Source organism: Mesorhizobium kowhaii (assembly GCF_003253745.1).
Lineage (GTDB): Bacteria > Pseudomonadota > Alphaproteobacteria > Rhizobiales > Rhizobiaceae > Mesorhizobium > Mesorhizobium kowhaii.
The window spans coordinates 125,003-150,357 of sequence record NZ_MZXV01000010.1 but is presented as its reverse complement, the minus strand read 5'-3'; the positions used below and the strand labels follow the sequence as shown (position 1 = coordinate 150,357).

Annotated in this window: 24 protein-coding genes; 16 read left to right on the top strand and 8 right to left on the bottom strand. The window is 62.5% G+C overall.

All coding sequences use genetic code 11. The features are described 5' to 3' along the window. Positions 1-459: 459 nt before the first annotated feature. The gene (locus B5V02_RS01905; RefSeq protein WP_111542550.1) at positions 460-1,764 is read right to left on the bottom strand and encodes a M23 family metallopeptidase; all 1,305 of its coding nucleotides are present in this window, start codon (positions 1,762-1,764) and stop codon (positions 460-462) included. 145 nt (positions 1,765-1,909) lie between these two features. Next, positions 1,910-2,377 carry a peroxiredoxin gene (locus tag B5V02_RS01900; protein ID WP_111542549.1) on the bottom strand — a complete coding sequence of 156 codons (468 nt, stop codon included), beginning with the start codon at positions 2,375-2,377 and terminating at the stop codon, positions 1,910-1,912. 95 nt (positions 2,378-2,472) lie between these two features. Here B5V02_RS01900 and B5V02_RS01895 point away from each other — a divergent pair, with 95 nt between their 5' ends. Continuing rightward, positions 2,473-5,871, top strand: coding sequence for a DUF3971 domain-containing protein (locus B5V02_RS01895; RefSeq protein WP_111542548.1), 3,399 nt, complete (start codon positions 2,473-2,475; stop codon positions 5,869-5,871). 6 nt (positions 5,872-5,877) lie between these two features. Here the strand turns inward: B5V02_RS01895 and tyrS are convergent, their stop codons facing one another. Next, a complete protein-coding gene (gene tyrS, locus B5V02_RS01890) occupies positions 5,878-7,131 on the bottom strand; it encodes a tyrosine--tRNA ligase (protein ID WP_111542547.1) in 1,254 nt (417 codons plus the stop codon). A 271-nt stretch (positions 7,132-7,402) separates the two neighbouring features. On the opposite strand from tyrS, the gene B5V02_RS01885 reads away from it, so the two are divergent. The 4 genes from B5V02_RS01885 (at position 7,403) to B5V02_RS01870 (ending at position 11,031) form a co-directional block, all read left to right on the top strand. Further along, positions 7,403-8,137 (top strand): glycosyltransferase family 2 protein, encoded by a 735-nt coding sequence (locus tag B5V02_RS01885; protein ID WP_111542546.1) that lies wholly within the window; start codon positions 7,403-7,405, stop codon positions 8,135-8,137. Further along, positions 8,130-8,462 (top strand): lipid-A-disaccharide synthase N-terminal domain-containing protein, encoded by a 333-nt coding sequence (locus B5V02_RS01880; protein ID WP_095085369.1) that lies wholly within the window; start codon positions 8,130-8,132, stop codon positions 8,460-8,462. Before B5V02_RS01885 ends, B5V02_RS01880 begins: the two co-directional genes overlap by 8 nt. 58 nt (positions 8,463-8,520) lie before the next feature. Continuing rightward, a complete protein-coding gene (locus B5V02_RS01875; RefSeq protein WP_167458325.1) occupies positions 8,521-10,170 on the top strand; it encodes an ArnT family glycosyltransferase in 1,650 nt (549 codons plus the stop codon). Positions 10,171-10,281: 111 nt separating this feature from the next. Next, positions 10,282-11,031: a phosphatase PAP2 family protein gene (locus B5V02_RS01870; protein ID WP_245445593.1), complete on the top strand. Its 750-nt coding sequence runs from the start codon at positions 10,282-10,284 to the stop codon at positions 11,029-11,031. On the opposite strand, the gene B5V02_RS01865 is transcribed toward B5V02_RS01870, so the two are convergent. Both B5V02_RS01865 and B5V02_RS01860 read right to left on the bottom strand, forming a co-directional pair. Then, complete coding sequence (locus tag B5V02_RS01865) at positions 11,028-11,696, bottom strand: FMN-binding negative transcriptional regulator (RefSeq protein WP_111542544.1); 669 nt, start codon at positions 11,694-11,696, stop codon at positions 11,028-11,030. The two genes, B5V02_RS01870 and B5V02_RS01865, sit on opposite strands and share 4 nt — an antisense overlap. Before the next feature lie 18 nt (positions 11,697-11,714). Next, on the bottom strand, positions 11,715-12,389 hold the full coding sequence (locus tag B5V02_RS01860) for an alpha/beta hydrolase (protein ID WP_013532163.1): 675 nt from the start codon (positions 12,387-12,389) through the stop codon (positions 11,715-11,717). A gap of 238 nt (positions 12,390-12,627) precedes the next feature. Here B5V02_RS01860 and B5V02_RS01855 point away from each other — a divergent pair, with 238 nt between their 5' ends. From B5V02_RS01855 to sufA, 9 genes are all read left to right on the top strand, one after another. Further along, positions 12,628-13,791 carry a cysteine desulfurase family protein gene (locus B5V02_RS01855; RefSeq protein WP_111542595.1) on the top strand — a complete coding sequence of 388 codons (1,164 nt, stop codon included), beginning with the start codon at positions 12,628-12,630 and terminating at the stop codon, positions 13,789-13,791. 188 nt (positions 13,792-13,979) lie between these two features. Continuing rightward, complete coding sequence (gene sufB, locus B5V02_RS01850; protein WP_013532161.1) at positions 13,980-15,497, top strand: Fe-S cluster assembly protein SufB; 1,518 nt, start codon at positions 13,980-13,982, stop codon at positions 15,495-15,497. A gap of 4 nt (positions 15,498-15,501) precedes the next feature. Continuing rightward, a complete protein-coding gene (locus B5V02_RS01845; protein ID WP_111542543.1) occupies positions 15,502-15,792 on the top strand; it encodes a hypothetical protein in 291 nt (96 codons plus the stop codon). Then, positions 15,785-16,540, top strand: a complete 756-nt coding sequence (gene sufC / locus B5V02_RS01840) for a Fe-S cluster assembly ATPase SufC (RefSeq protein ID WP_111542594.1) — start codon at positions 15,785-15,787, stop codon at positions 16,538-16,540. Before B5V02_RS01845 ends, sufC begins: the two co-directional genes overlap by 8 nt. A 25-nt stretch (positions 16,541-16,565) precedes the next feature. Further along, positions 16,566-17,834, top strand: a complete 1,269-nt coding sequence (gene sufD / locus B5V02_RS01835; RefSeq protein ID WP_111542593.1) for a Fe-S cluster assembly protein SufD — start codon at positions 16,566-16,568, stop codon at positions 17,832-17,834. Between the two features lie 105 nt (positions 17,835-17,939). Beyond that, complete coding sequence (locus B5V02_RS01830) at positions 17,940-19,181, top strand: cysteine desulfurase (protein ID WP_111542542.1); 1,242 nt, start codon at positions 17,940-17,942, stop codon at positions 19,179-19,181. A 5-nt stretch (positions 19,182-19,186) separates the two neighbouring features. Then, complete coding sequence (locus B5V02_RS01825; protein ID WP_111542541.1) at positions 19,187-19,579, top strand: SUF system Fe-S cluster assembly protein; 393 nt, start codon at positions 19,187-19,189, stop codon at positions 19,577-19,579. Between the two features lie 59 nt (positions 19,580-19,638). After that, on the top strand, positions 19,639-20,079 hold the full coding sequence (locus B5V02_RS01820; protein ID WP_146605999.1) for a DMP19 family protein: 441 nt from the start codon (positions 19,639-19,641) through the stop codon (positions 20,077-20,079). An 85-nt stretch (positions 20,080-20,164) separates the two neighbouring features. Beyond that, a complete protein-coding gene (gene sufA, locus B5V02_RS01815) occupies positions 20,165-20,545 on the top strand; it encodes a Fe-S cluster assembly scaffold SufA (RefSeq protein ID WP_111542539.1) in 381 nt (126 codons plus the stop codon). Between the two features lie 34 nt (positions 20,546-20,579). On the opposite strand, the gene B5V02_RS01810 is transcribed toward sufA, so the two are convergent. After that, positions 20,580-21,077, bottom strand: coding sequence for a GFA family protein (locus tag B5V02_RS01810; RefSeq protein ID WP_111542538.1), 498 nt, complete (start codon positions 21,075-21,077; stop codon positions 20,580-20,582). Between the two features lie 91 nt (positions 21,078-21,168). Between B5V02_RS01810 and B5V02_RS01805 the strand changes: the two genes are divergently transcribed. After that, the gene (locus B5V02_RS01805) at positions 21,169-21,492 is read left to right on the top strand and encodes a TfoX/Sxy family protein (protein WP_111542537.1); all 324 of its coding nucleotides are present in this window, start codon (positions 21,169-21,171) and stop codon (positions 21,490-21,492) included. Positions 21,493-21,694: 202 nt separating this feature from the next. Here the strand turns inward: B5V02_RS01805 and B5V02_RS01795 are convergent, their stop codons facing one another. Further along, on the bottom strand, positions 21,695-22,612 hold the full coding sequence (locus B5V02_RS01795; RefSeq protein WP_111542592.1) for a pseudouridine-5'-phosphate glycosidase: 918 nt from the start codon (positions 22,610-22,612) through the stop codon (positions 21,695-21,697). Positions 22,613-22,687: 75 nt separating this feature from the next. Next, complete coding sequence (locus tag B5V02_RS01790) at positions 22,688-23,632, bottom strand: carbohydrate kinase family protein (RefSeq protein WP_111542535.1); 945 nt, start codon at positions 23,630-23,632, stop codon at positions 22,688-22,690. Positions 23,633-23,913: 281 nt separating this feature from the next. Between B5V02_RS01790 and recA the strand changes: the two genes are divergently transcribed. After that, entirely contained in the window at positions 23,914-25,011 is a 1,098-nt protein-coding gene (gene recA, locus B5V02_RS01785; RefSeq protein ID WP_111542534.1) for a recombinase RecA, read from the top strand. Positions 25,012-25,355: the final 344 nt, after the last annotated feature.

Sequence of the window (25,355 nt, the reverse complement as noted above, 5' to 3'; positions counted from 1 at the left end):
ACTGGAATGCTGTCAACGGGCAAGCCGCATGGCCCAGGGCAATCACTTCAGACCGACGACAGTTTCCAACTTGTGGGGAGATCACCAATTGTCGAAGTCGGCGCCGCCCCTCATCGCCCTGCCGGGCACTTCTCCCCGTATAGTGACGAACCGCAGCGCCGGCACCTTTTCTGCAGCGCTGACAATTGGCGAAACCATCAATGACGGAGTCCCTCTCCCCGTCACTATACGGGGAGGTGAGAAGTGGTCCGCGCAGCGGACGAAAAGCCAATTGCTTGGCTTTTCAAACGACGAACGCCGGCAGGCAGGTGAGGGGGCGCCAACCTCCGGAAAAGGGTGACGAGACGAATTCGAAACCTGAAGCGATTGCCCTTCCGCGTGGCTGTCGGGTCACCTTTCGGGCCTTCAGGGCGCGCTGGGTCTGGAGAGGGCCGCCGATTAGCTCAGGGCCTGCGCGCCTCAGAGATACTGGGCGACCTTCTTGCCGACCGTGAGGAAGCGCAGGGGATCGATCGCTTCGCCATTGTGGCGGACTTCGTAATGCAGATGCGGGCCGGTCGAGCGGCCGCTGCTGCCGGTCTTGCCGATGACTGCGCCGGCATCCAGTTTCTCGCCCACGGTCACGTCGATTTCGCTGAGATGTCCGTAACGCGTCGCAAAACCATTGCCGTGGTCGACTTCCACCATGCGGCCATAGCCGCCGTTCCAGCCTGCCTTGGTGACGACGCCGGGCGCGGTGACCTTGGCCGGCATGCCGATCGGCGCCCTGAAATCCATCCCGGAATGCAGTGCGGCGGTGCCAAGGATGGGGTCGGTGCGCACACCGAACGGGCTGGTGACGGAATGGCCCGGAGCTGGGTTGGTCAGCGGCAGCTGACGCGCTTCCTTCTTGAGCTGGTCGAGCGTGTCCAGCGCCTCGTCCAGTTCCTTGACCTTGCTGTCGAATATCATCGAACTGTCGAGTGGAATCAGCGGTCCGCCGACGTCGCTCTCGTTCTTGCCGAAATCGCTGTCGACCGGCAGGCCTGCCGCGGCAAGCGCCTGCGTGATCGCGTCGGCGCTCTTGTAGGCATTGTCGGCGAGCGTGCTGATGCGGGTCAGTTGATCGCTCTCGATGGATTTCAGCGACTTGTTGATCGAGACGAACAGCCTGTCGGCACGATCGGCGGCTGAATCGTTGGGCAGCGGATCGGAACGGGTCGACCACAACGAGAACGGCCTGGTGTCGCCGGCACCGAGGTCGGCGCGCAGGCTGGCGACCGCGTAGGTCTGCGCAGGCGGGTTGATGCTGCCGGTCACCTCGGCGCGTTTGTCCGGCTTGCCGGCCGCTGACGGATCCTCGGCAGGCGCCGCTCCGACTTCGTTCTCGGCGCGTTCGAGCAGCGGACCGAGGCGGCCATGACGCTGGCTCAACTGGCTCTGGCGTTCAAGCAGTTCGCTGACCTTGGTTTCCATCAGCTGCTGGTCGAGCAACTGGCGGCTGGTGATGCGGTCGACCTGGGCGCGAAGCGCCGAAATGCGATCTTCGTAGGCCTGCTGCATGCGTGCCTGCCGCGCCGTGGTGGCGCCGATCAGGTCGTCGCGCAGCACGAGATAGGAGGTGGCCAGCAGGTAGCCAATGGCGATTGCCGCCAGCGCCGAGCCGACAAAGGCTGCGAGCCAGGGTCGGATCGTGAAGTGCCGGATCTCGTTGCCTCGGGCGATGATGATCGTGTGGGGCTCTTTACGCCTGCCGAAGACTGCTGACTGACCGGTTGCGTTCACGGGACCAAGCTTTCGTTTACGACACCACGACAGCTTGATTACACATTATTAGGGTTAACAAAGTTTTGCGGTGCGGGCTTTCCGGTAACGATTGCCCGTCAGGCGGGCATAAGGTTGTGGGCAGTCGGCCGTGCCGACAAGGATCTCAAAGCGCGCGGACAGCCTCCAGCACCTCTTCGGCATGGCCTTTGACCCGGACCTTGCGCCAGATCCTGGCGATCCGCCCGTCGCGGCCGATCAGGAACGTCGCCCGCTCGACACCCATGTATTTGCGGCCATACATCGATTTCTCGACCCACAGATGGTAGGCCTCGATCACCTTGCGCTCCTCGTCGGCGGCGAGGTCGATGGTGAGACTGTATTTCGACTTGAACTTGTCGTGTTTCTTGACTGTGTCTGGCGACAGGCCGATCACCACGGCGCCGGCCCTCTCAAATTCCGGCTTCAGCTGCGAAAAGCTGATCGCCTCTTGCGTGCAGCTTGTTGTGTCGTCCTGCGGATAGAAATAGAGCACAATGGGCTTGCCGGAGGATGCGGCAAGGCTGAGTGATCCGCCGCCGTCCCGCGGCAAATCGAATTGCGGCGCGAGATCGCCTACGTCGAGGTCAGCCATACCGATGCCCTTGTTTGTGGTTACGCGCCAAGCCACACCGATATAGTGTCGAGCGGGGATTCGTCCACGATCGAGTTCGTAGAACGGAAAATTGCGTGGATCAGGAGCAACCGCAGCACGAGAAGATCCGGTTCAGGCGGGATGAGATCACCGACCTGGGGACCTTTCCGTCCGCGTGCCGCGTGCCGCCGCTCGGTCAGGCGTCGATCGGACGCGGCTTTCGCATCCTGGCAAGGGTGTTCGCCGGTTTCGCCTGCCTCGTCTTCTTGGTGGCAGTCGTTGTCTATCTGGTCGGTGCGTCCGGCGTTGGCTCCGAGCGGCTTCGGGCGGAAGCGGAAACCGCCATCGAGAAACTGGCCGGCGTCGATGTCGATGTTTCGGTCGGGCCGGCGCGCATCACCCTTGATGGATCGAGCTTCATTGCGTTGCAGGTCAGCGACGTCAGCCTGAAGACCGCCGACGGCAAGCCGATGGCCGATGCGGGCCGCGTGCGCTTCGGCGTGCGCCTGATACCGCTGCTGTGGGGGGATGTGCGGCTGACCAGTGCCAGGATCTCCGACGCGCGCATCGTCGTGGCGGCGATGCCGTCCGGCGGCGACTGGACCGCGGCCCTGCGCAATCAGGATGGCCTCGTCGATCCGGAGAAACTGTCCGCTGCGGTGTTCGGCAACATCCACAGCGCGCTCGACGCGGTGCGGGAAGAGTCGATGCGCCAGATCGATCTTCGCAATGTCGAATTCGTGCTGCCCGAAACGGGAACGATCAAACTGGTCAAAGTCACCGACGCCACCGTCGTGCAGTCGGGACCGGGCGGCATGCAGTTTTCGTCTGAAGCGGATGTTGACGGCAGGGCGGTTACCATTGCCGCTTCCGCCACCCGCGATGTCGCGGCACACCGCGTGACGGCGCTGGATGCGAGGATCGATCTGGCGGATGCCAGTGTTGTCGCGGGCGCTGCTGATACCACGGCCGCTGCCGGAAAGCTGGGTGTGGTTGCGCTGAAGCTGATGGGATCGGAAGGGTCCGGCATGAATGCATCGCGGCTGACAGCCGCTCTGTCATCGACGGGTTCCATCCTCGATCTTGGCACGCGTGGGCTGCTGCCGGCAGACGTCGATGTCAATGCGACGCTGGTTGCGGGCAGCAACAAGGTCCAGGTGGACAGATTGCTGCTGAAGACCGGCCGGTCGACATTCGATTTCGCCGGTTCGATCGGGCCGAAGCCGGCAACCGGAACGGCAGGTGAGGAACCGTCCTATCGCTACGACCTGACCAGCGACGGTTCCTCGCTGGCGCCTTCGGAGTCGCCTGAGCCTGCGCTCGCCTTCCTCGCCCGGATCGCCGGTGCCTACGACACAGTGAGCCACAGGCTGGTGGCCGAGCAGATCGCTGTCCGTTCCGGCGCCGGCGGCGAGATTCTGGGAACCGCCGCCGTGGAGTTCGTCGACGGCAAGGCGCCTGGGATCAATCTGGCGTTCAACGTCCATGACATGCCGGTCTCCCACGTCAAGCAGCTTTGGCCATGGTTTTCGGCACGCAACGCCCGGCTGTGGGTGCTGGCCAATCTGTTTGGCGGCCGCGTCGTCGACGCCAACCTCCAGTTCCAGGTCGTGCCGGGCCGTCTTGGCAACGGCGTGCCGCTGTCCGCCGACGAGGTGTTCGGCCGTTTCCAGATCGAGGGATCGCGTTTTGACACGGCCGGCCGCATTCCGCCGATACGCGACGCTGTCGGCGTTGTTGGTTTCCATGGCAATGATGTCGACGTCTCCCTGTCCTCGGGCACCGTCTACATGCCCAGCGGCCGTACCGTCGCGGCCAGCAATGGCACGCTGACGGTCAAGGCGGCCAACCGCCCGCCGGTCATCGGCGCGCTCGAGATCGACGTCGAGGGCGACGCGTCCGCTGTTGCCGAACTCGCCTCCTACGAGCCGATCAACGCCATGCGCCATGTCGGCCTTTTGCCGGAAGACCTGACGGGCAGCGTCACCGGCCATGTCAGGGCTGACATTCCGTTGCAGTCCGGCGTCGACAGCTCGAAGCTCGATTGGCTGGTGTCGCTCGACTATAGCGGCATGTCATTGGCCAAGCCCTTCGAGGGCCAGACCGTGACCGATGCCGATGGTTCGATCACCGTCGACCCTGAAAAGGCGGTGATCTCCGCTAAGGCATCGCTGAACGGCATTCCGGCCGAACTCGACCTGATCGAGCCGCTCAGGGATGACGGGCCGCCGGCCAGTCGCAAGGTGGCCTTGGTGCTCGACGACAAGATCCGTGCCGCCGCAATGCCCGGCTTGACGCCGATGCTTTCCGGAACGGTAAAGGTCGCGATCGACAAGAGCGGCAGCGGCGACCAGAACGTCTCGGCCGATCTGACCAACGCCAGGCTGGACATCCCATGGGCAGGTTGGAGCAAGGGGGCAGGGGTTCCCGCCAACGTCACATTCGTCATGACCAAGGCCGACGACACCACGACGCTGTCCGACTTCAATCTCGACGGAAAGACCTTCTCCGTCGACGGCAGCATTGTGCTGGTCAATGGCGCTCTGTCTTCCGCAAAGTTCAGCAAGGTCAGTTTGAACAGGGGCGACGATGTCGCCGTGTCGGTGAAGCGATCCGGCAAGGGCTATGCGGTCAACATATCAGGCAACGCGCTGGATGCCCGCTCGCTGATCAAACAGTTCACCTCGGACGTCGACACGGCAACCAAGACCACTGGTTCCGACTCTATTTCCGTCAGCGCCGATGTCGATCAGCTGACCGGCTTCCATGACGAGCAATTGTCCAACCTGAAGCTCGACTACAGCGCTGCCGGCTCGCGGGTAAACGGGCTGAAGGTCAGCGCCACGGCGAGTTCGGGTGCCGCCATAACCATCAGCAACACCACCGGCGCCGGCCAGCGCACGCTCAACATGCAGTCCGCCGACGCTGGCGCCATACTCAGGTTCCTCAACATCTACGAGCATATGGAAGGCGGAGCGATCACCCTGGCGCTGGCGGGGCCGAGCGACGGATCGCTGAAGGGCAAGGTCGATACCAGCAACTTTTTCGTGGTCAACGAACCGAAACTGGCCTCCATGGTCTCGACCACGCCGGCCGGCGACAACCGCAGCCTCAATCAGGCGGTCAAGGGCAAGCTGGACACCTCGCGGGTCAAGTTCGAGCGCGGTTACGCCGAGATCGACAAGGGCAGCGGCTATCTGAAACTGGCCAATGGCGTGCTGCGCGGTCCGCGCATCGGCACGACGTTCCAAGGCACGCTCTACGACCAGGACAACAACATGGACATGACCGGCACGTTCATGCCGGTCTATGGCCTCAATCGCATCTTCGGCGAATTGCCGTTGGTCGGCGCGCTTCTCGGCAATGGCCGCGACCGCGGCCTGATCGGCGTCACCTACCGGCTCAAGGGCAACGCCAACAAGCCAGTGCTGGACATCAATCCGCTGTCGGTGATCGCGCCCGGGATATTCAGGTCGATCTTCGAATATCGCTGACCGACCTCAAATCGGCCGCACCAGAATGTGTTTTTTCCTGCCGAGTGAAAGCTTTACGACGTTTTCCGGACTCAAATCCTGAGGTGTCACCAGCCGGCGCTCGTCGCTGACGGGCTGATCGTTCAGCCGCACCGCACCGCCCTGCACATGCCGCCGCGCCTCGCCGTTCGACCCCGCCAGTCCGGCGGTCACCAGCAGCGACAGGACGCCGACACCGGCTTCGAGCGCTGCCTTGTCCACCTCGACGGTCGGCAGCGATTCGGCGAGCGCGCCTTCCTCGAACGTCTTGCGCGCCGTCTCGCTGGCTTGTTCCGCCGCCCCGCGACCGTGCAGCAAGGCGGTGATCTCGGTGGCGAGGATCTTCTTGGCCTCATTGATCTCGGATCCGCCGAGCTGCTCAAGCCGCGCGACCTGGTCCAGCGGCAGCGCCGTGTAGAGTTTCAGGAAGCGGCCGACGTCGGCATCCTCGGTGTTGCGCCAGTACTGCCAGAACTCGTAGGGGCTCAGCATGTCCGCATCGAGCCAGACCGCGCCCGACGCCGACTTGCCCATCTTGGCGCCCGATGAGGTGGTGAGCAGCGGCGTGGTCAGCGCATAGAGTTGCGCGTCCTCCATGCGGCGGCCGAGATCGATGCCGTTGATGATGTTGCCCCACTGGTCGGAGCCGCCCATCTGCAGGCGGCAGCCGAGGCGCTTGTGGAGCTCGACGAAATCATAGGCCTGCAGGATCATGTAGTTGAATTCGAGGAACGACAGCGACTGTTCGCGATCGAGCCGGAGCTTGACGGAATCGAACGCGAGCATGCGGTTGACCGAAAAGTGACGGCCGACATCGCGCAGGAAATTGACGTAGTTGATCTCCATCAGCCAGTCGGCGTTGTTGATCATGACCGCGTCATTCGGCCCGCTGCCGAATTTGAGGTAAGGCATGAAGTTGCGGCGGATGCCGGCGAGGTTGTCGTCGATGTCCTGTGGGGTCAGCAGCTTGCGCGCCTCGTCCTTGAAGGACGGATCGCCGATCATCGAGGTGCCGCCGCCCATCAGCGCGATCGGCCGGTGACCCGTCTGCTGCAGCCAGTGCAGCATCATGATCTGGATCAGCGAACCGGCGTGCAGGCTCCTGGCGGTCGCGTCGAAGCCGATATAGGCAGTCACCGTCTCCGTGGCGAAGAGATTGTCGAGGCCGGCATCATCCGAAGTCTGGTGGATGAAACCGCGCTCGCTCATCGTGCGCAGGAAATCGGATTTGAAGGCAGGCATTTTTTGTTTCCCGAAAGCGTCCGGCCAATCTGGCGCGGGCGTGGCGTGCATGAAGGCGCGCGTTTAGCACCCAAGCGCGATCAGCAAAAGTGGATTCCGGTTTTGCGGCCCACGCGGATGGCATCAGCGACGATCCGGCTCCAATGCTTGCTTCATCGTTTCGGCTGGCGTAATGAGGCGCCGCGCCAAAGGTTCTTGCAGTCCACGACCTCAAGCGGCACCGCACGGCATCCATAAAATGCCATATCCGACGACAGAGCCCCGACGCGACATGCCGGACGCATTGATATCCATCGTCATTCCTTGCAGGAACGAGGCGGCAAATCTGCCGCTGTTGATCGACGAGATCGGGGCCGCCATGGCCGGGCGCAACTTCGAACTGATCGTCGTCAACGATGGTTCGACCGACGACACCGCTTCGGTGCTCGCAGCGCAAGCAGCTCTTCGCCCGTTTCCGGTCCGGGAATTGCGGCACCAGAAATCCGCCGGCCAGAGCCTTTCGGTGCGTTCGGGCGCCTGGGCGGCGCGTGGCAGCATCGTCGCCACGATCGACGGTGATGGCCAGAACGATCCTCAATACATTCCGCTGCTTATCGATGCCTTGCGGCAGGCCGGCCCCGATTTCGGCGCGGCACAGGGGCAGCGCCTCAAGCGCCGCGACAGCAAGATCAAGCAACTGGCGTCGCGTTTCGCCAACTGGCTGAGAAATGCCATCCTACATGACGAGACGCGCGACACCGGCTGCGGCCTGAAGGCCGTCCACACCGATATCCTGCGCAAATTGCCGTTCTTCGACGGCACCCACCGCTTTGTTCCGGCCCTGGTCATCCAGGAGGGCTATCGCGTCGTCCATTGCGATGTCGTCGATCGCTCGCGCCGGCACGGCAAGTCGAATTACGGCATTTTCGATCGCGGCCTGCAGGGGGTTCTCGATCTCGCTGGTGTCTGGTGGCTGCGCCGCCGGCGCCGCAGAATGCCCAAAGTAGAGGAAATCAGCCGTGGTTAACGTGCTTCAGGAATTGGTGACCTGGCTTCACCAGGTTTTCATCAAGCAGTTCGATGCATGGATCCTGCTCGGCTTCGTTGCGCAGTTCTTCTTCACCATGCGCTTTGTCGTGCAGTGGCTCGCCTCGGAAAAGGCCAAGCGCAGCGTGGTGCCGGTCGCCTTCTGGTTCTTTTCCCTGTTCGGCGGCGGCCTGCTTTTGATCTATGCCATCCAGCGTCAGGATCCGGTGTTCATCGCCGGCCAGTCCATGGGCCTGTTCATCTATATCCGCAATCTCTGGCTGATCGCCAATGAGCGCAAGACCGCCATGAGCAAGGTCGATTGAGCGGCGGTCGATTGAGCAGCCTGGCACATCAAGAGAAAATAGTCACAAAGGCTGAGACATGGCGGTGAACAGGAATTACATCCTTCTCTTCCTGTTCAGCCTGGTGATGACGGTTTCGGGGCTGGCGTCGATGCCGCCGATCGACCGCGACGAGTCGCGCTTCGTCCAGGCCACCAAGCAGATGGCAGAGAGCGGCGACTATGTCGACATCCGTTTTCAGGAGGCCTCGCGCTACCAGAAGCCGATCGGCATCTACTGGCTGCAATCGGCGGCCGTGGCGCTGAGCGGCGAGGGCGCTGCCGCTCCGATCTGGATCTATCGCCTGGTCTCGGCGCTTGGCATTGCGATTGCCGTTGTCGGCATCGCCTGGACAGGCACCAATCTGTTTGGGGCCAATGCCGGCATCGCCGCCGGCCTGGTCATGGCGGCGATCTTTGCGACGGCCTTCGAAGGTCGCGACGCCAAGACCGACGCCATGCTGCTGGCCTGTTGCGTGGCCGCGCAAGGCGCGCTGGCGCAGATCTATCTGGCGTCGCGCCGCAACCAACCTGTTGCCGGCCATCTCTGGTGGATTTTCTGGATCGCGCAGGGTGCGGCGATCCTCATCAAGGGACCGATCGCGCCGCTGCTGTCGGCACTAACCATCGCGGTGCTGTTCGCATTTGAGCGTGACGGGCGCTGGCTGTCGAGGCTCAAAGTGGGGCGCGGCCTGGCGCTGGTCGTGCTGATCGTGCTGCCTTGGATCGCGCTGATTACCTGGAAGAGCGGCGGCGCCTTCCTGCAGCAGGCCGTCGGCAAAGACATGATCGGCAAGGTCGCGTCGGGCGAGGAATCGCACGGCCTGCCGCCCGGCTTCTACATGCTGACCTATTCGCTGTTCATGTGGCCCTTCGGCCTGATCGCGGTCGGCGCCGGGCTCCAGGCGCTCAACCGGCTGCGCGACGATCCCCGGCTGCGCTTCTGCCTCGCCTGGTACATTCCGTTCTGGCTGGTGTTCGAGCTGATCCCGACCAAGCTGCCGCACTATGTCTTGCCGGCCTATCCCGGCATGGCACTGCTGATCGGCTGGTTGCTGACATTGTCGCCGCAGGATGCGAACGCGCCGCTCAGGCGGTGGCAGGATTGGTTGTGGTGGTCGACCGCGTTTGGTCTCGCCGTGGTCAGCTTCGGTCTGGCGGCGGTCTGCGTCGGAGCGCCGATCTACCTCACCGGCAGCTTCTCCTGGTGGAGCATTCCGGCTGCGGCGGCAGCGCTGGGCGCCGGCTACTTCGCCTTTTCGCGGCAGCTGCAAGTGCCGCTCCGCCGCATCGGCGCTGTCGCGGTCTGTGCCGGCATCACCTATGCCTTGTTGTTCGGCGTCATCGCGCCGTCGCTGAAGCCGATCTGGCTGAGCCCGGCGATCGAGGCGGCGGTCCGCGCCAACCGACCTTGCGACACCACGGTGCTGGCCTCATCGCGATTTCAGGAACCGAGCCTGGTTTTCCTGGTCGGCACGAAAACGGTGCTGACCGATATCGGTGGCGTCGCCAACCATCTGCTTGTCGATCCGGCCTGCGCGCTGGCGCTGGCACCGATCGGGGACGAGCAGAAACTGAATGGGTTGCTTGCGGCACAAGGCAAGTCTGCCAACCGCGTTGCCCGGATCGACGGCCTCAACTATTCGTCGGGAGACAAACTGTCGCTCGGGCTTTATCGTGTGGCGCAATGACGGCTCGTCGATGACAGGGTCGAATTTCCTATGCTCGTGAAATCACGCCCTTCCGTTTCCGGTATGCTCCTTGGAGTGGGGCGCCGATCGGTCGACAATTTTCGCGACACGATGCAGATCGCAAAAAAGCGCTTTGCCGCTCGTCCCGCCAAATACCCGAACATAGCGTGGCCGGTTTGGGGCCTGGTCTGGGTTTTGCTGACGGCGTCAGCGTTTGTTCGCCTCGACACCCCGGCAGGAATGCTTCATGGCCAGTGGTCGCCGGGGTTCGTCCATCTGGCCGACTTCTTCACGCAGTTCGGCCTGGGTGGCTGGTACCTCATTCCATCAGCGCTTTTGCTCGTCGCCGCCAACCTGACGGACTGGCGAAGCCTTTCAAGGCGGTCGCTGATGCTGGTCTACAACTGGACCTGCCTGGCTTTTCTGGTGCTGAGTGCCGCCGGTCTGTCGGGCCTCGCAGTCAATGTGCTGAAATATGCAATCGGCCGGGCTCGTCCGCTGTATTTCGACGATTTTGGCGTGCTGGCCTTGCATCCTTTTGCCTTCGATGCGCGCTTCGCCGGCTTCCCGTCCGGCCATGCCACGACCATGGGCGCCGTGTTCGGGGTCGCTCTGCTGTTGTTTCCGCGGCGCTGGTACATCGCCTTGGCGATCACCGCCTGCATCGCCTCGACGCGCGTCTTTGTCGGCGCGCACTATCCCAGCGACACCGTCGCCGGCTTCGGCCTCGGCTGCGCCTTCGCGCTGGAGTGCGGGCTGGTCTTTGCCCGGCTCGGCTTCATCTTTCGTCCGATGCCGTCGGGGTTGCCGGTCCGCAAGAAGACGTTTCGGCTGATTGGAGCGGCTACCGTTCGGACCTAGTTGCCGTCCAGGCCGCCGTAGGATCTCACCAGGCGGGCCATGTCGGGCGATTGGTGGTCTTCGTTTTCGAGCCCCTCAGCAACGCCGGCGCGATCGGCGACCGGCCGGTTCTGGCTGACCTTCCACTTGCCGTGGATTTCGCTGATCTCGATTTCCAGTCCGATAATGCCTTTGATCTGCGCCTGGATGAAGGGCGCCGGTGCATCGGTCACCGCCCAGGGCGCCGCGCGGGCGCCCTCCTGGGACGCGGTCAGATCGGCGATCTGCCGCGCCAGCCAGTCCTGATCTTCGATCACCTTGACGGTGCCACGCACCTGCACGATGGCATAATTCCAGGTCGGCACCACCTTGCCGGTCTCACGCTTGGTCTCGTACCAGGACGGCGTCACATAGGCATCGGTGCCCTGGAAGACGATCAGCACGGGTGAAGCCGGATTGTCGGCCAACAGCTGCCATTGCGGATTGGCCTTCGCCAGATGAGCGCGCAGCCTGCCGTTCGGCGGCACGTCTTCATTAAGCCCAGAGGGGGCGTCGAGCAGGAACGGGATGGCGTTGGCGACCGGCCCCTCGGCTCCGTTGGAAATCAACAGGCCGAGCGGATGCGCCCGGATCAGCCCGTGCAGGATTTCCGGCCGCGTTTCCCTGAAATGAGGAGGCTCGTACATCGCTGCCCGCTTCCCTGCCTATCTCAACCGCTTCGGCCGCGGATCCGACAACTCGCCGGCCAATCGACGGTCGAGATAGTCGGCACATTCCTCGAGCAGCAGGTCGGCATCATTGGAGAAGAAATGGTTGGCGCCGGGCAAGGTCTTCTGCGTGATGGTGATGCCCTTTTGCGTGTGCAGCTTGTCGACCAAGCCTTGCACATCCTTCGGTGGCGCCACCTTGTCGGCATCGCCATGGATGATCAGGCCCGAGGACGGGCAGGGCGCCAGGAACGAGAAATCATAGGTGTTAGGCTGCGGCGCGATCGAGATGAAGCCTTCGATCTCCGGCCGGCGCATCAGGAGCTGCATGCCGATCCAGGAACCGAAGGAGTAACCGGCGACCCAGCAGCTCTTGGAATCCGGATGCAGCGACTGCACCCAGTCCAACGCGGCAGCGGCGTCCGATAACTCTCCGGTGCCGTGGTCGAACTCGCCTTGGCTGCGGCCGATGCCGCGGAAATTGAAGCGAAGCGTGGTGAAATCCCGCTTCTGGAACATGTAGAAGAGGTCGTAGACGATCTTGTTGTTCATCGTGCCGCCGAATTGCGGGTGCGGGTGCAGGACGATGGCAATCGGCGCGCTCTTTTCCTTGGAAGGCTGGTAGCGTCCCTCCAGACGGCCGGCAGGACCGGTGAAAATGACCTCAGGCATGAAATACTCCACTTGGTATACGAATGCGCGGCGTCCGGAACGAACCTTCCTCTGGCCTTGACGCAGGGCGAGCGTCTTCTTAGAAGCTAGTTTAGAATTGTTCAAAACTGAGTGGCCAGACGTCGAGCCCGGCCACCCGCGCCGCAAGCCGCGTAAATAGGACGGCTCGCCTTGGAATTTCAAGGAAATAACGCGATACGACAGCGGAATGGCTTCTGACGGGACCAACTGGACGAAAATGGCCGGAATACGCGCCTATCTCGACTACAATGCCAGTGCGCCGCTGCTTGCCGCGGCGCGCGAGGCTATGGTCACCGCACTTGATGTCGCCGCCAACCCGTCATCGGTCCACGCCGAGGGGCGCGCCGCACGCCGCCTGATCGAGACCGCGAGGCGTGACGTGGCAGCGCTGGTCAACGCCAAGGCCGAGCATGTCGTGTTCACCTCCGGCGCGACGGAAGCTGCCTCGACGCTGCTGACGCCCGACTGGCAGATGGGGCGCGGCAGCGTGCGCATGAGCCGCCTTTACGTGTCCGAAGCCGATCATCCCTGCCTGTTGAATGGCGGGCGCTTCCCGGCAGCGCAGGTGACGCGGATCGGCGTCGACACCAACGGCATCGCCGATCTCGACGCATTGGCGGTCGCACTCGCCCATCATGACAAGGCCGAGGGCCTGCCGCTGGTCGCCATCCATGCCGCAAACAACGAGACCGGCGTCATCCAGCCGATCAATCGTATCGCCGAGATCGTCAAGGCAGCGGGCGGCGTCCTCGTCGTCGACGCGGTCCAGGCGGCGGGACGCGTTTCGATCGATCTGTCAGCGCGTTACGCCGATTATCTGATTCTATCCTCGCACAAGATTGGCGGCCCCAAGGGCGTTGGCGTCATCGTCGCCGCCTCCGATCTGATGATGCCGAAGCCGCTGATCAATGGCGGCGGTCAGGAAAAGGGCCATCGCGGCGGCACGGAAAACCTCGCCGCCATCGCCGGGTTTGGCGCTGCGGCACGCGAGGCTCTCGACGGACTGCAGGCCATTGACGCGGTGCGGCATCGCCGCGACGAGATCGAGGCCATCGTGAAAATGCTGGTGCCGGACGCGGAAATCTTTGGAACCGGCGCGCCAAGGCTTGCCAACACGACATTCTTCGCTATTGCGGGCATCAAAGCCGAAACCGCGCAGATCGCCTTCGATCTGGCCGGTGTGGCGCTGTCGGCCGGCTCTGCCTGTTCGTCGGGCAAGGTCGGGCCGAGCCATGTGCTGAAAGCCATGGGCTACGGCGACAGTCTTGGCGCCTTGCGCGTGTCGATCGGTGCCGCGACCGACGCGCAGGACATCGAGCTGTTCCGCACCGCGCTGGCTGGAATCGCCGCGCGTCGTGCGAACAGGGAAAAGGCCGCATGAGCAGCGGCCGGTTAACGACAGGCCTTCGGCCTGGTAGAGCCGTGCGTTTTATGCTGGCCGGGTGAATTTCCGGTCGAAGCGCACTATATGGAACTTACGCTGCCGCGAATGCCCTTCGGCGTTCGTTTTGGCGGTGCCATAGTTTGAAAACTGTCGGGCCTTGACCCCGGCGTGGATGGAGAACGCATATGCCTGCTGTGCAGGACACGATCGATCGGGTCCGAAAGATCGACGTCGACCAATACAAATACGGATTCCAAACTGAAATCGCGATGGACAAGGCCCCCAAGGGCCTCAGCGAAGACATCATCCGTTTCATTTCGGCCAAGAAGGACGAACCGTCCTGGATGCTGGAATGGCGCCTGGAAGCGTATCGTCGCTGGCTGACGCTCGACGAGCCGACCTGGGCGCGCGTTCACTACCCGAAGATCGATTTTCAGGACATCTACTTCTACGCGGCGCCGAAGAGCACGCCCGGCCCGACGTCGCTCAGCGACGTCGATCCCGAACTGCTGAAGGTCTACGAAAAGCTGGGTATCCCGCTGAGGGAGCAGGAAATCCTCGCCGGCGTGCAGAAGACCGATGCCTCGGAACTCGAGGAAGTCAGCGACAATGTCTACAAATCGGGTCGCGTCGCCGTCGACGCGGTGTTCGATTCCGTCTCCGTCGTCACCACCTTCAAGAAGGAACTGGCGCAGGCCGGCGTCATTTTCTGCTCGATCTCGGAAGCCATCCGCGAGCATCCGGAACTGGTGAAGAAATATCTCGGTTCGGTCGTGCCGACCTCCGACAATTACTACGCCACGCTGAATTCCGCCGTGTTCACCGACGGTTCGTTCGTCTTCGTGCCCAAGGGCGTGCGCTGCCCGATGGAGCTGTCGACCTATTTCCGCATGAACGAGAAGAACACCGGTCAGTTCGAGCGCACGCTGATTATCGCCGAGGAGGGGGCTTACGTCTCCTATCTCGAAGGCTGCACGGCGCCGCAGCGCGACGAGAATCAGCTGCATGCCGCGGTCGTCGAACTGGTGGCGCTCGACGATGCCGAGATCAAATATTCGACGGTGCAGAACTGGTACCCCGGCGACGCCGAGGGCAAGGGCGGCATCTACAATTTCGTCACCAAGCGCGGCGACTGTCGTGGCGACCGTTCGAAGATTTCGTGGACGCAGGTCGAGACCGGCTCGGCCATCACCTGGAAATACCCGAGCTGCATCTTGCGCGGCGACGATTCCAGCGGCGAGTTCTATTCGATCGCGGTGTCGAACGGTTACCAGCAGGTCGATAGCGGCACCAAGATGATCCATCTCGGCAAGAACACGTCGAGCCGCATCATCTCCAAGGGCATCGCCGCCGGCTTCTCGCAAAACACCTATCGCGGCCAGGTCTCGGCGCACCGCAAGGCGACCAACGCCCGCAACTTCACCAATTGCGACAGTTTGCTGATCGGCGATCAATGCGGCGCGCACACCGTGCCCTACATGGAAGCCAAGAATTCGACGGCGCAGTTCGAACACGAGGCGACCACCTCGAAGATTTCCGAGGACCAGAAATTCTACGTCATGCAGCGCGGCATTCCCGAAGAGGAAGCGATCGCACTGATCGTCAACGGCTTCGTCAAGGATGTCATCCAGCAATTGCCGATGGAGTTCGCGGTCGAGGCGCAGAAGCTGATCGGCATCTCGCTTGAAGGGAGCGTGGGTTGATTAGATGGAACGGCGCTCTTGGAAATTCTCCGAGCGAATCGAGAGCTTGATAGTCATCGTTCTGATGCTCTTGTTGACGCTGGCTATTGGAGGTGCCGTGGTGGCTCTGATAGGCGCAATGCTTGGCTTGAGTTCGGTAAAGAATATTGGTGGTTCGATTGCGGGCCTAGGCGCGGTTGGCTTTTTTGGCTGGATGTTCGTTGCTGGCGATCTTGCGGGCGCGCTTTTAGGGAGATCCCGTCAAGGACCGAGCGTCGAGAACAACAAGAACACGAAAGTAGAAAATGATGCTTGAAATCAGAAACCTGCACGCCCGCATCGTTGATGACGGCACCGAAATCATCCGCGGCTTGAGCCTGACGGTGAAAGCCGGCGAGGTCGCCGCGATCATGGGGCCGAACGGCTCGGGCAAATCGACGCTGTCCTACATCCTCGCCGGCCGCGAGGACTATGAGGTGACCGAGGGCGACATCCTCTACAACGGCCAGTCGATCCTCGGAATGGATCCGGCCGAGCGCGCCACTTCCGGAATCTTCCTTGCGTTCCAATACCCGATGGAAATACCGGGCGTGGCGACCATGGAATTCCTGAAAGTGGCGATGAACGAGCAGCGCAAGGCGCGCGGCGAGGAGCCGCTGAAGATCCCGGAATTCCTGAGGCGGGTGAAGGAAGCCGCCGCCTCGCTCAGCATGGACATTGCGATGCTGAAGCGGCCGCTCAATGTCGGCTTCTCCGGCGGCGAGAAGAAGCGCGCCGAGATCCTGCAGATGAAGCTGCTGGAGCCGAAACTCTGCGTGCTCGACGAGACCGATTCCGGCCTCGACATCGATGCGCTGAAGATCGTTTCCGAGGGCGTCAACGCGCTGCGCGCGCCCGACCGTGCGTTCCTGGTCATCACCCACTACCAGCGCCTGCTCGAACACATCGTGCCCGATACCGTGCACGTGCTCTACAAGGGCCAGGTCATCAAGTCCGGCGACAAGTCGCTGGCGCTCGATCTGGAAGCCAATGGCTATGCCGGCGTGATCGGCGAAGCCGCGTGAGATGCCAGAAGGCAAGGCGAAACTGATGAATATGCACACACAACCGCAGCGGACACCGGCCGAGACAGCGTTGATCGACGCGTTCGGCGACCGGCTGTCGCTGCTGCCGGGCGACGGCGCGGTGATGCTGAAGCGCGACGACGCCATCGAGGCGATCAAGCACGGCCTGCCGACGCGGCGCATCGAATCCTGGCACTACACCGACCTGCGCCGGCTGTTGAACGCGGTGCCGGATTTCGATCCGGCCGCAGCGGTCAAAGCCGTTGCACCGATCGTGGAAGGCTCCGCCGTGTTGGCGGTCCTGAACGGCGTGTCGAGCGCGAAACTGCCTGATATCGAGGGCGTCACCGTGCAGCGCCTGTCCGAGAAGCTGACTGACGGCAGCATCGCGCCGGGGCTCGATTCCTATGGCAGCGATGATGCCATCGGCGCGCTGAACACCGCCTTCGTTGCCGACGGTTACTTTGTCGACATCGCCGATGGCGCCGAGCTGGCAAAGCCGATCGAACTGCAGAACCGGCAGGCCGGCGGCCAGACGCATGTGCGCCTGCCGGTGCGTGTCGGCGCTGGCGCCAGGGCAACCATTGTCGAGCGCCAGGCCGGCGAGGGGGCTGCTCTGGTCAGCTCGGTCAGCCAGCTCGTGCTCGGCGAAGGCGCAGAGGTGACGTGGCTGATCGTCCAGGAGCAGCCGGAGACGGCAACGCATCTGGCGCAGTTCAAGGCCCATATCGGCAAGAACGCGAAACTGACGCTGTTCGTCATGAATGCCGGCGGCAAGCTTGTGCGCCAGGAGATCATGGTCAGGACGACAGGCGAAGGCGCCGACTTCACGCTGCGCGGCATCAATCTTCTGGCCGGCGACACCCACACCGACGTGACCATGGTGCTCGACCACACCGTGCCGCATACGGCCTCGACGGAAGTGATCCGCAACGTGGTGACGGGCAAGGCGCGCGGAGTTTTCCAGGGCCGCATCAACGTTCATCAATATGCGCAGAAGACCAACGCCAAGATGGCCTGCAACACGCTGCTGTTGTCGGACGATGGCGAGTTCTCGACCAAACCGGAGCTTGAAATCTTCGCCGACGACGTCGTCTGCGGTCATGGCGCGACGGTCACCGAAATCGACCACGACCATCTGTTCTACCTGATGGCGCGCGGCGTCGACGAGAAGACCGCTCGCGGCCTTCTGGTCAAAGCCTTCGTCGCCGAGGTGATCGAGGAACTGGACGACGAGACGATCGTCGAGGCGCTGGAAGCGAAGCTCGACGACTGGTTTGTGACACACGGGTAAGCTCCCTCTCTTCTCCCCTTGTGGGAGAAGGTGGATTGGCGCGAAGCGCCAAGACGGATGAGGGGTGCTGGAAGGAACGCGGCCTAGAGCGGCAAGGACTTCGAAATGGACCAGAAAGTCGAAAACATCCCCTACGACGTCGAGGCGATCCGCCGCGACTTCCCGATTCTGTCGCGCGAGGTCTACGGCAAACCGCTGGTCTATCTCGACAATGGCGCCTCGGCGCAGAAGCCGCAGGTGGTGCTCGACACCATCCAGCACGCCTATTCCCAGGAATATGCCAACGTCCATCGCGGCCTGCATTTCCTCTCCAATGCGGCGACCGACGCCTATGAGAAGGCGCGAGAGACGGTGCGCCGTTTCCTCAATGCTCCGAGCACCGACAACATCGTCTTCACCTCGAACACGACCTCGGCCATCAACACCGTCGCCTATGGCTATGGCATGCCCAACATCGGCGAGGGCGACGAGATCGTGCTGTCGATCATGGAGCATCACTCCAACATTGTGCCGTGGCATTTCATCCGCGAGCGGCAGGGTGCGAAACTGGTCTGGGTGCCGGTCGACGATCTCGGCCTCTTCCACATCGAGGAATTCGAGAAGCGGCTGACCGACCGCACCAAGCTGGTCGCCATCACCCAGATGTCGAATGCGCTGGGCACGGTGACGCCGATCAAGGAGATCGTGCGCATCGCGCACGCACGCGGCATTCCGGTGCTGGTCGACGGCAGCCAGAGCGCCGTGCATATGCCGATCGACGTGCAGGATCTCGACTGCGATTTCTTCGTCTTCACCGGCCACAAGGTCTACGGTCCGTCGGGCATCGGCGTGCTCTACGGCAAGAAGGACATTCTCCTGGGCATGCGCCCGTTCATGGGCGGCGGCGAGATGATCGAGGAGGTGACGGAGGACATCGTCACCTACAACGAGCCGCCGCATCGCTTCGAGGCCGGCACGCCGCCGATCGTGCAGGCGATCGGGCTCGGCGCCGCACTCGACTATATGGAAAAGGTCGGCCGCGAACGCATCGCCGCGCATGAGGAAGACCTCAAGATATATGCGCATGAGCGCCTGCGGGCCATCAATTCGCTGCGCATCTTCGGCGACGCCCCAGGCAAGGGCGCCATCATCTCCTTCGAACTGCAGGGCATTCACGCGCATGACGTGTCGATGGTGATAGACCGGCAAGGCGTTGCCGTACGCGCCGGCACGCATTGCGCCCAGCCGCTGTTGAAACGCTTTGGCGTAACCTCCACATGCAGGGCATCGTTCGGCATGTATAATACCAGGACCGAAGTTGATGCTTTGGCCGAGGCGCTTGAAAAAGCGCGCAAGTTTTTTGGGTGACGACCATGGATGATGTGAGCATCGCTGCCGAAACCACTCCGGAAACCGCCGCCAACAGCGTGGTTTCCGCCTCGACCATCCCCGCCGACGAACTGGCGCGGCTGACCGATGACATCGTCTCGGCGCTGAAGACGGTCTACGACCCGGAAATTCCGGCCGACATCTATGAGCTTGGCCTCGTCTACAAGATCGACATCGAGGACGACCGCTCAGTCAAGATCGACATGACGCTGACCGCGCCGGGCTGCCCAGTCGCCGGCGAAATGCCCGGCTGGGTCGAAAACGCCGTCGGCGCCGTCGAAGGCGTTTCCGGCGTCGAGGTCAACATGACCTTCGATCCGCCCTGGTCGCCCGACCGCATGTCGGAAGAGGCGCAAGTGGCGGTGGGTTGGTATTGAGAGGCCTGCAGGTGGAGGAGTGGGAGATAGACGTTCCCGAGTTCGTGCCACCGGCAACCATGAAACTTATGCAGCGTTGGGGCGGTGACAGCTTTCTGTATGCCTGCGACACGTCCGCCAAGTTTCATGCATTCCTGAGCGATCTGCCCGCCGACGTTGCCGATGTCCTTTGTGCGGATTCGTTGCTTCGCGATGTCATGAATGGAGGTTTTGACCAATACTTCCACAATTCATTCGGAATAACGATCACCCGCGCTATCTCTGCCATGCAGTCGTTTGGCCTGGCGGATCATGCGGAAGCTGCCACACGCGCGTTGATGGTCTTTGGCGCTGACTTCCCAGAGGATCGCCTAGCTAGAATGGACAGGATGGAGGAATTGCCGGAGACGGCATTCGATGAGGCGACTGATCGATTTCACGTCGCTGAGGAGAATCATGCAACAGGGATGCATGCCGTTCTGCAGCATACGGCTAGCCAACTGCTGGATAGCGAACACTGAACGGGCTTGCAGCACTTGGAAATGTTCACCATCTTAGGTGAGAATGATCCGCAGGCCTTGAACCCGCGTGAAAGTGGAGAACGATATGGGACGCTTTGCCGTCATCACGATGACCGAAAAGGCCGCCGACCGGGTGCGCGAGATCGTCGCCACGCGCGACGGCGCGCATGGCATTCGCCTCGGCATCAAGAAGGGCGGCTGCGCCGGCATGGAATACACGGTCGACCTGGTGACCGAGCCCAACACCAAGGACGACCACATCGAGCGCGACGGCGCCCATGTCTATGTGGCGCCGGAGGCTGCCCTTTTCCTGTTCGGCACCGAGATGGATTTCGAGCAGACGACACTGCGCACCGGCTTCACCTTCCGAAACCCGAACCAGAGTTCGGCCTGCGGCTGCGGCGAATCCGTCGAACTGAAGCCGGCCGATCTGAAGGCGCTGGCAGAGGCGCGCGCTTCCGCCTGAGCTCTTATTCGCCCCGTTTACGGGGTGAAGGACGCTACTCCACCCACATCCCCGTCCGCTTGTGCCAGTCGGCGATTGATTCCTCCGGGTAGACATCGAACGTCTTGTCGCCCTTGCCAACCACTGGCTCGACCCAGTTCGCCTTGTATTTCAGCATCAGATGCACCCGGCTTGGCGGGATGGGCAGGTCGTTGTCGATCGCCGAGGCGAAGGGATGCACGAGCTCCGGCCAGGTCGGATCGTAGAGCCACAGTGCCGACCCGCATTTGCGACAGAAATTGCGCTCGCCCGATGACACCTCGCACTGCGGATGTTCATCGTCCTCGATCTCGGCCCGGTAGACGCCAAGGTTCCTTTTACCCCTGATGTTCAGGGTCTCGTTGTCGGCACCGAGATTGATGGCGAAGCCGCCGCCGCCTTGCTGCTTGCGGCAGATCGAGCAGTAGCACAGCATGAACGGCGCCGGCGTGTGGCTCTCCACCTCGAAACGGACGGCATTGCAGCGGCAGGAACCCTTGAGCAGAAGCGGCATGATGGGAAAACTCCGATAGACGTCTTTCAACCTGTCAGCAGCATTTTGGTTGCGGCATGACAAGTCCCAGGCGCGATGACATGATCGCGGCATGGACAATGAACGCATCGCAGAACTCTTCGAGGGCCTCGGCCCGGTCAGCATCCGCAAACTGTTCGGCGGCAAGGGCATCTATTTCGATGGCGTCATCGTCGCCATCGTGCTGCGCGGCGAGTTGATGCTGAAGGCCGACGCGCAAAGCGCGCCCGACTTCGAGGCCGCAGGCTGTCGGCAGTGGACCTATACCGGCTCTCGCCACGGCAAGCTGGTCTCAATGCCCTACTGGAGCATTCCCGACAGCGCTTTTGATGATCCCGACGAGATGACGGCCTGGGCACGCCGCGCTTATGAGGCGGGGCGGCGGGCGGGGAAATAGCGCCCGTAAGCGCGAGGCCGCCCCCTCATCCGGCCGCTTCGCGGCCACCTTCTCCCCGCTGGGGAGAAGAGGTTGGCGTCGGCGCTGGCAAGCTCCTCTCCCCTCGGGGAGAGGCCGGATTGCCCCGAATTGCCCTTCGCAATTCGGTTTTGGCAATCCGGGTGAGGGGGCATTCGCCGCTAAAGGCTGAAGTACTGGTGTCCTACAGCGCCTTGGCGATCTTCGCCGCCAGCCGCGCATTGTTCTCAACCAGCGCGATGTTGGTCTTCAGGCTCCTGCCGCCGGTCAGTTCCAAGAGTTTCCCCAGCAGGAACGGCGTCACCGCCTTGCCGGTCACGTTGAGCGCTTCCGCGGCCTTTTGCGCGGCTTCGATATAGCCGGCCATCTCTTCGGCGGGGATTTCGTGGTTCTCGGGCACCGGATTGGCGATCAGCATGCCGCCGGCGAGCCCCAGCGCCTGCCGCGTCTGGTAGAAATGCGCGATCTCTTCCGGTGTCTGCAAGGTCAGCGGCGCACGGAAGGGCGAATGCCGTGACCAGAAGGCCGGCATCATCTCGCAGCCATGACCAACCACGGGTACGCCGCGTGTTTCCAGCACTTCCAGCGTCTTTTCGATGTCGAGGATGGCCTTGGCACCGGCTGACACGACGATCACCGGCGCGCGGGCCAGTTCGTCGAGATCGGCTGAGATGTCGAAACTCTTTTCCGCACCCTTGTGCACGCCGCCGATGCCGCCGGTGGCGAACACCTTGATGCCGACCATATGCGCCGCGATCATCGTGGCGGCGACCGTGGTGCCACCGGTGCGCCCTTGCGCGACCGCAAAGCCGAGGTCGGCGCGCGACAGCTTCATGGCGTCGCCGGTCATGGCCAGGGACTCGCGCTCGCCGTCCGACAGGCCGATCTTGATGCGGCCGCCAACCACGGCGATCGTCGCCGGCACTGCGCCACCATCGGTGATGATCTTTTCGACATCGGCCGCCATGGCGCCATTGTCGGGGTAGGGCATGCCATGGGTGATGATGGTGCTTTCCAGCGCCACCACCGGCCGGCCAGCAGCCAGAGCCTGTGCAACCGGCACGTGGATATCGATAAAGGGGCGGGCGGTTTCTGGTGTCATCCTGATCTCCAATCCGGAGCGATGCGCATCCATCTGGACGCGCGAAAACACTCCGGCACTATGAACTGGCCGGTCTCATGCCACTTCCTGCGCATCCGGCACAAGAGCCAGCGCCTCGGTGAAAGCCGCCGTAGTGAAATCGGGAACGGCGTCGGCGCTTTCGATGGCCAGCGTCGCTGCGGCAATGCCTTCGCGCAGGGCTGCGCGGAAGGGCATGCCACGCAGCAAGGCAGCGACCGTTGCACCCGCCAGCGCATCGCCGGCGCCGGTGACGTCAGCGACCTTTCTTGGCGTCGGCGGCAGGATCGAGAAGCTGCCGGCTTCATCGAAGCCCAGCATGGGAGCGCCGCCCGCGGTCACCACGCCGCTTTTGAGCCCCGCGCGTTTCAGCCCGTCTACGATGTCCTGCCCTGAGGCCGCACTGTCCAGGCCGGCCAGTGCGACTGCCTCGCGCCGGTTCATGAAAACGACGGCCAGATTACCGAGCACCGGCCTCAGGCGCACGATCTTGGCCGGCGAAATGGCAATGGCGAAGACGGGTTTGCCGGCGGCGAGTGCCACAAGCCGCTCCAGTGCCGCCGTCGGCAAATTGGCGTCGCAGAAGACGGCATCGGCGGCAGCGATAACCTCTCGCACCTTCGAGCGCCTGACCTGCTTGGGAAACGCCAGTTCATAGAGCGCCATGTCGGCAAAGCCGACGATCAATTCGCCCTCGCGGTCGATCAGCGCCGTATAGCTCGGCGTCGTGCGATCGAGGAACACGGCGGACAGGTCGGCAATCCCGGCCTCGGCGATGGCTCGTGAAACCGTATCGGCGGCGGCATCGCCGCCGCGAACCGACAGCAGCGAGGCCGAAACGCCGCGCCGGACCGCATTGCGCAAAGCATTGAAGACGCCGCCGCCGACATCCTCGCGCATCGTGCCGGGATTGGACGCGGCCGGCACGTAAGCGCCGGACACCTGGCCACGCCGGTCGATATGGGCGCCGCCCACTGCCAGAATTCTTGGAGATTTCAGCATGCCGGCGATATGACCTTTGTTATTCCAGCCGCACAAGCGCTAGGCTGTGTGATGAAGCTTCGCATGCAGGCCCGCGATTCGGCAGATCGAAACGACTGCACCGTCTGGCCCAATGCGAGGCGCATTCCTGATCGAATCCCTAGGACAAAAAAAGAACAAATCCGGATATTGATTGTTTTTCAGATATTTGAACCCCCTTGCCAAACGAGAACAAAAAAGGTACAAATAGGCAGGGATTACGGATTGTCCGGCCTTCATTGACGACCAAGGGGTGATGTATCATGGCTCAGAATTCTTTGCGGCTGGTAGAGGACAAAGCGGTGGACAAATCAAAGGCTCTGGATGCGGCGCTGTCGCAAATCGAGCGGGCTTTCGGCAAGGGCTCGATCATGCGGCTCGGCGCGAACGAGCAGGTCGTCGAGATCGAAACCGTGCCGACCGGCTCGCTCGGCCTCGACATCGCGCTTGGCGTCGGTGGCCTGCCGCGCGGCCGCATCGTCGAGATCTACGGGCCGGAAAGCTCGGGCAAGACGACGCTGGCGCTGCACACCGTGGCCGAAGCCCAGAAGAAGGGCGGCATCTGCGCCTTCGTCGATGCCGAGCATGCGCTCGATCCGGTCTATGCCCGCAAGCTTGGCGTCGATCTGGAAAACCTTCTGATCTCGCAGCCCGACACCGGTGAGCAGGCGCTGGAAATCTGCGACACGCTGGTGCGCTCCGGCGCCATCGACGTGCTGGTGGTCGATTCGGTCGCGGCGCTGACGCCGCGCGCCGAAATCGAAGGCGAGATGGGCGATTCGCTGCCCGGCCTGCAAGCCCGCCTGATGAGCCAGGCGCTGCGCAAGCTGACCGCATCGATCTCGCGCTCCAACACCATGGTCATCTTCATCAACCAGATCCGCATGAAGATCGGCGTCATGTTCGGTTCGCCCGAGACCACGACGGGCGGCAATGCGCTGAAATTCTACGCTTCGGTCCGCCTCGACATCCGCCGCATCGGCTCGGTCAAGGACCGCGACGAGGTCGTCGGCAACCAGACCCGCGTCAAGGTGGTCAAGAACAAGCTGGCGCCGCCCTTCAAGGTGGTCGAGTTCGACATCATGTATGGTGAGGGTGTGTCCAAGACCGGCGAACTGGTCGACCTCGGCGTCAAGGCCGGCGTGGTCGAGAAGTCGGGCGCCTGGTTCTCCTACAATTCGCAGCGTCTCGGCCAGGGCCGCGAGAATGCCAAACTGTTCCTGCGCGACAATCCCGACACGGCGCGCGAGATCGAACTGGCGCTCAGGCAGAATGCCGGGTTGATCGCTGAGAAATTCCTCGAGAATGGCGGCGCCGAGAGCGGCGACGACGGTTTCGAGGAGGAATCCGGCGCGATGTAACAACTTCGTGCGCAAGATGCCGGCCGAAGATCGGCCATAATCTTGTTCCATTATCTCAAGCTTATGTAATTGAGTTCTGTGTTTTCGCGTTCCAAACCGCCGGCTTTCGAGCCGGCGGTTTTTCGTTTTGGGTTCGTGGGCAGCCCGGTTCGAACGGCTGGTAAAAGTCGCGATTTGGACCAATTCCGTGTTTCTGGACAGGGTGCGGTGCGACCGCTAAAAGGCCAAGTCTATTTTCTGATGGATGTCGCCCAAAAGTGCGCAGCGGTTTTGGGACAACGACATGCATAGAAGCAAAAACTTAAAGCGCGTCGACTGAATCCGTTTTCAGCGCGACGCGCTTT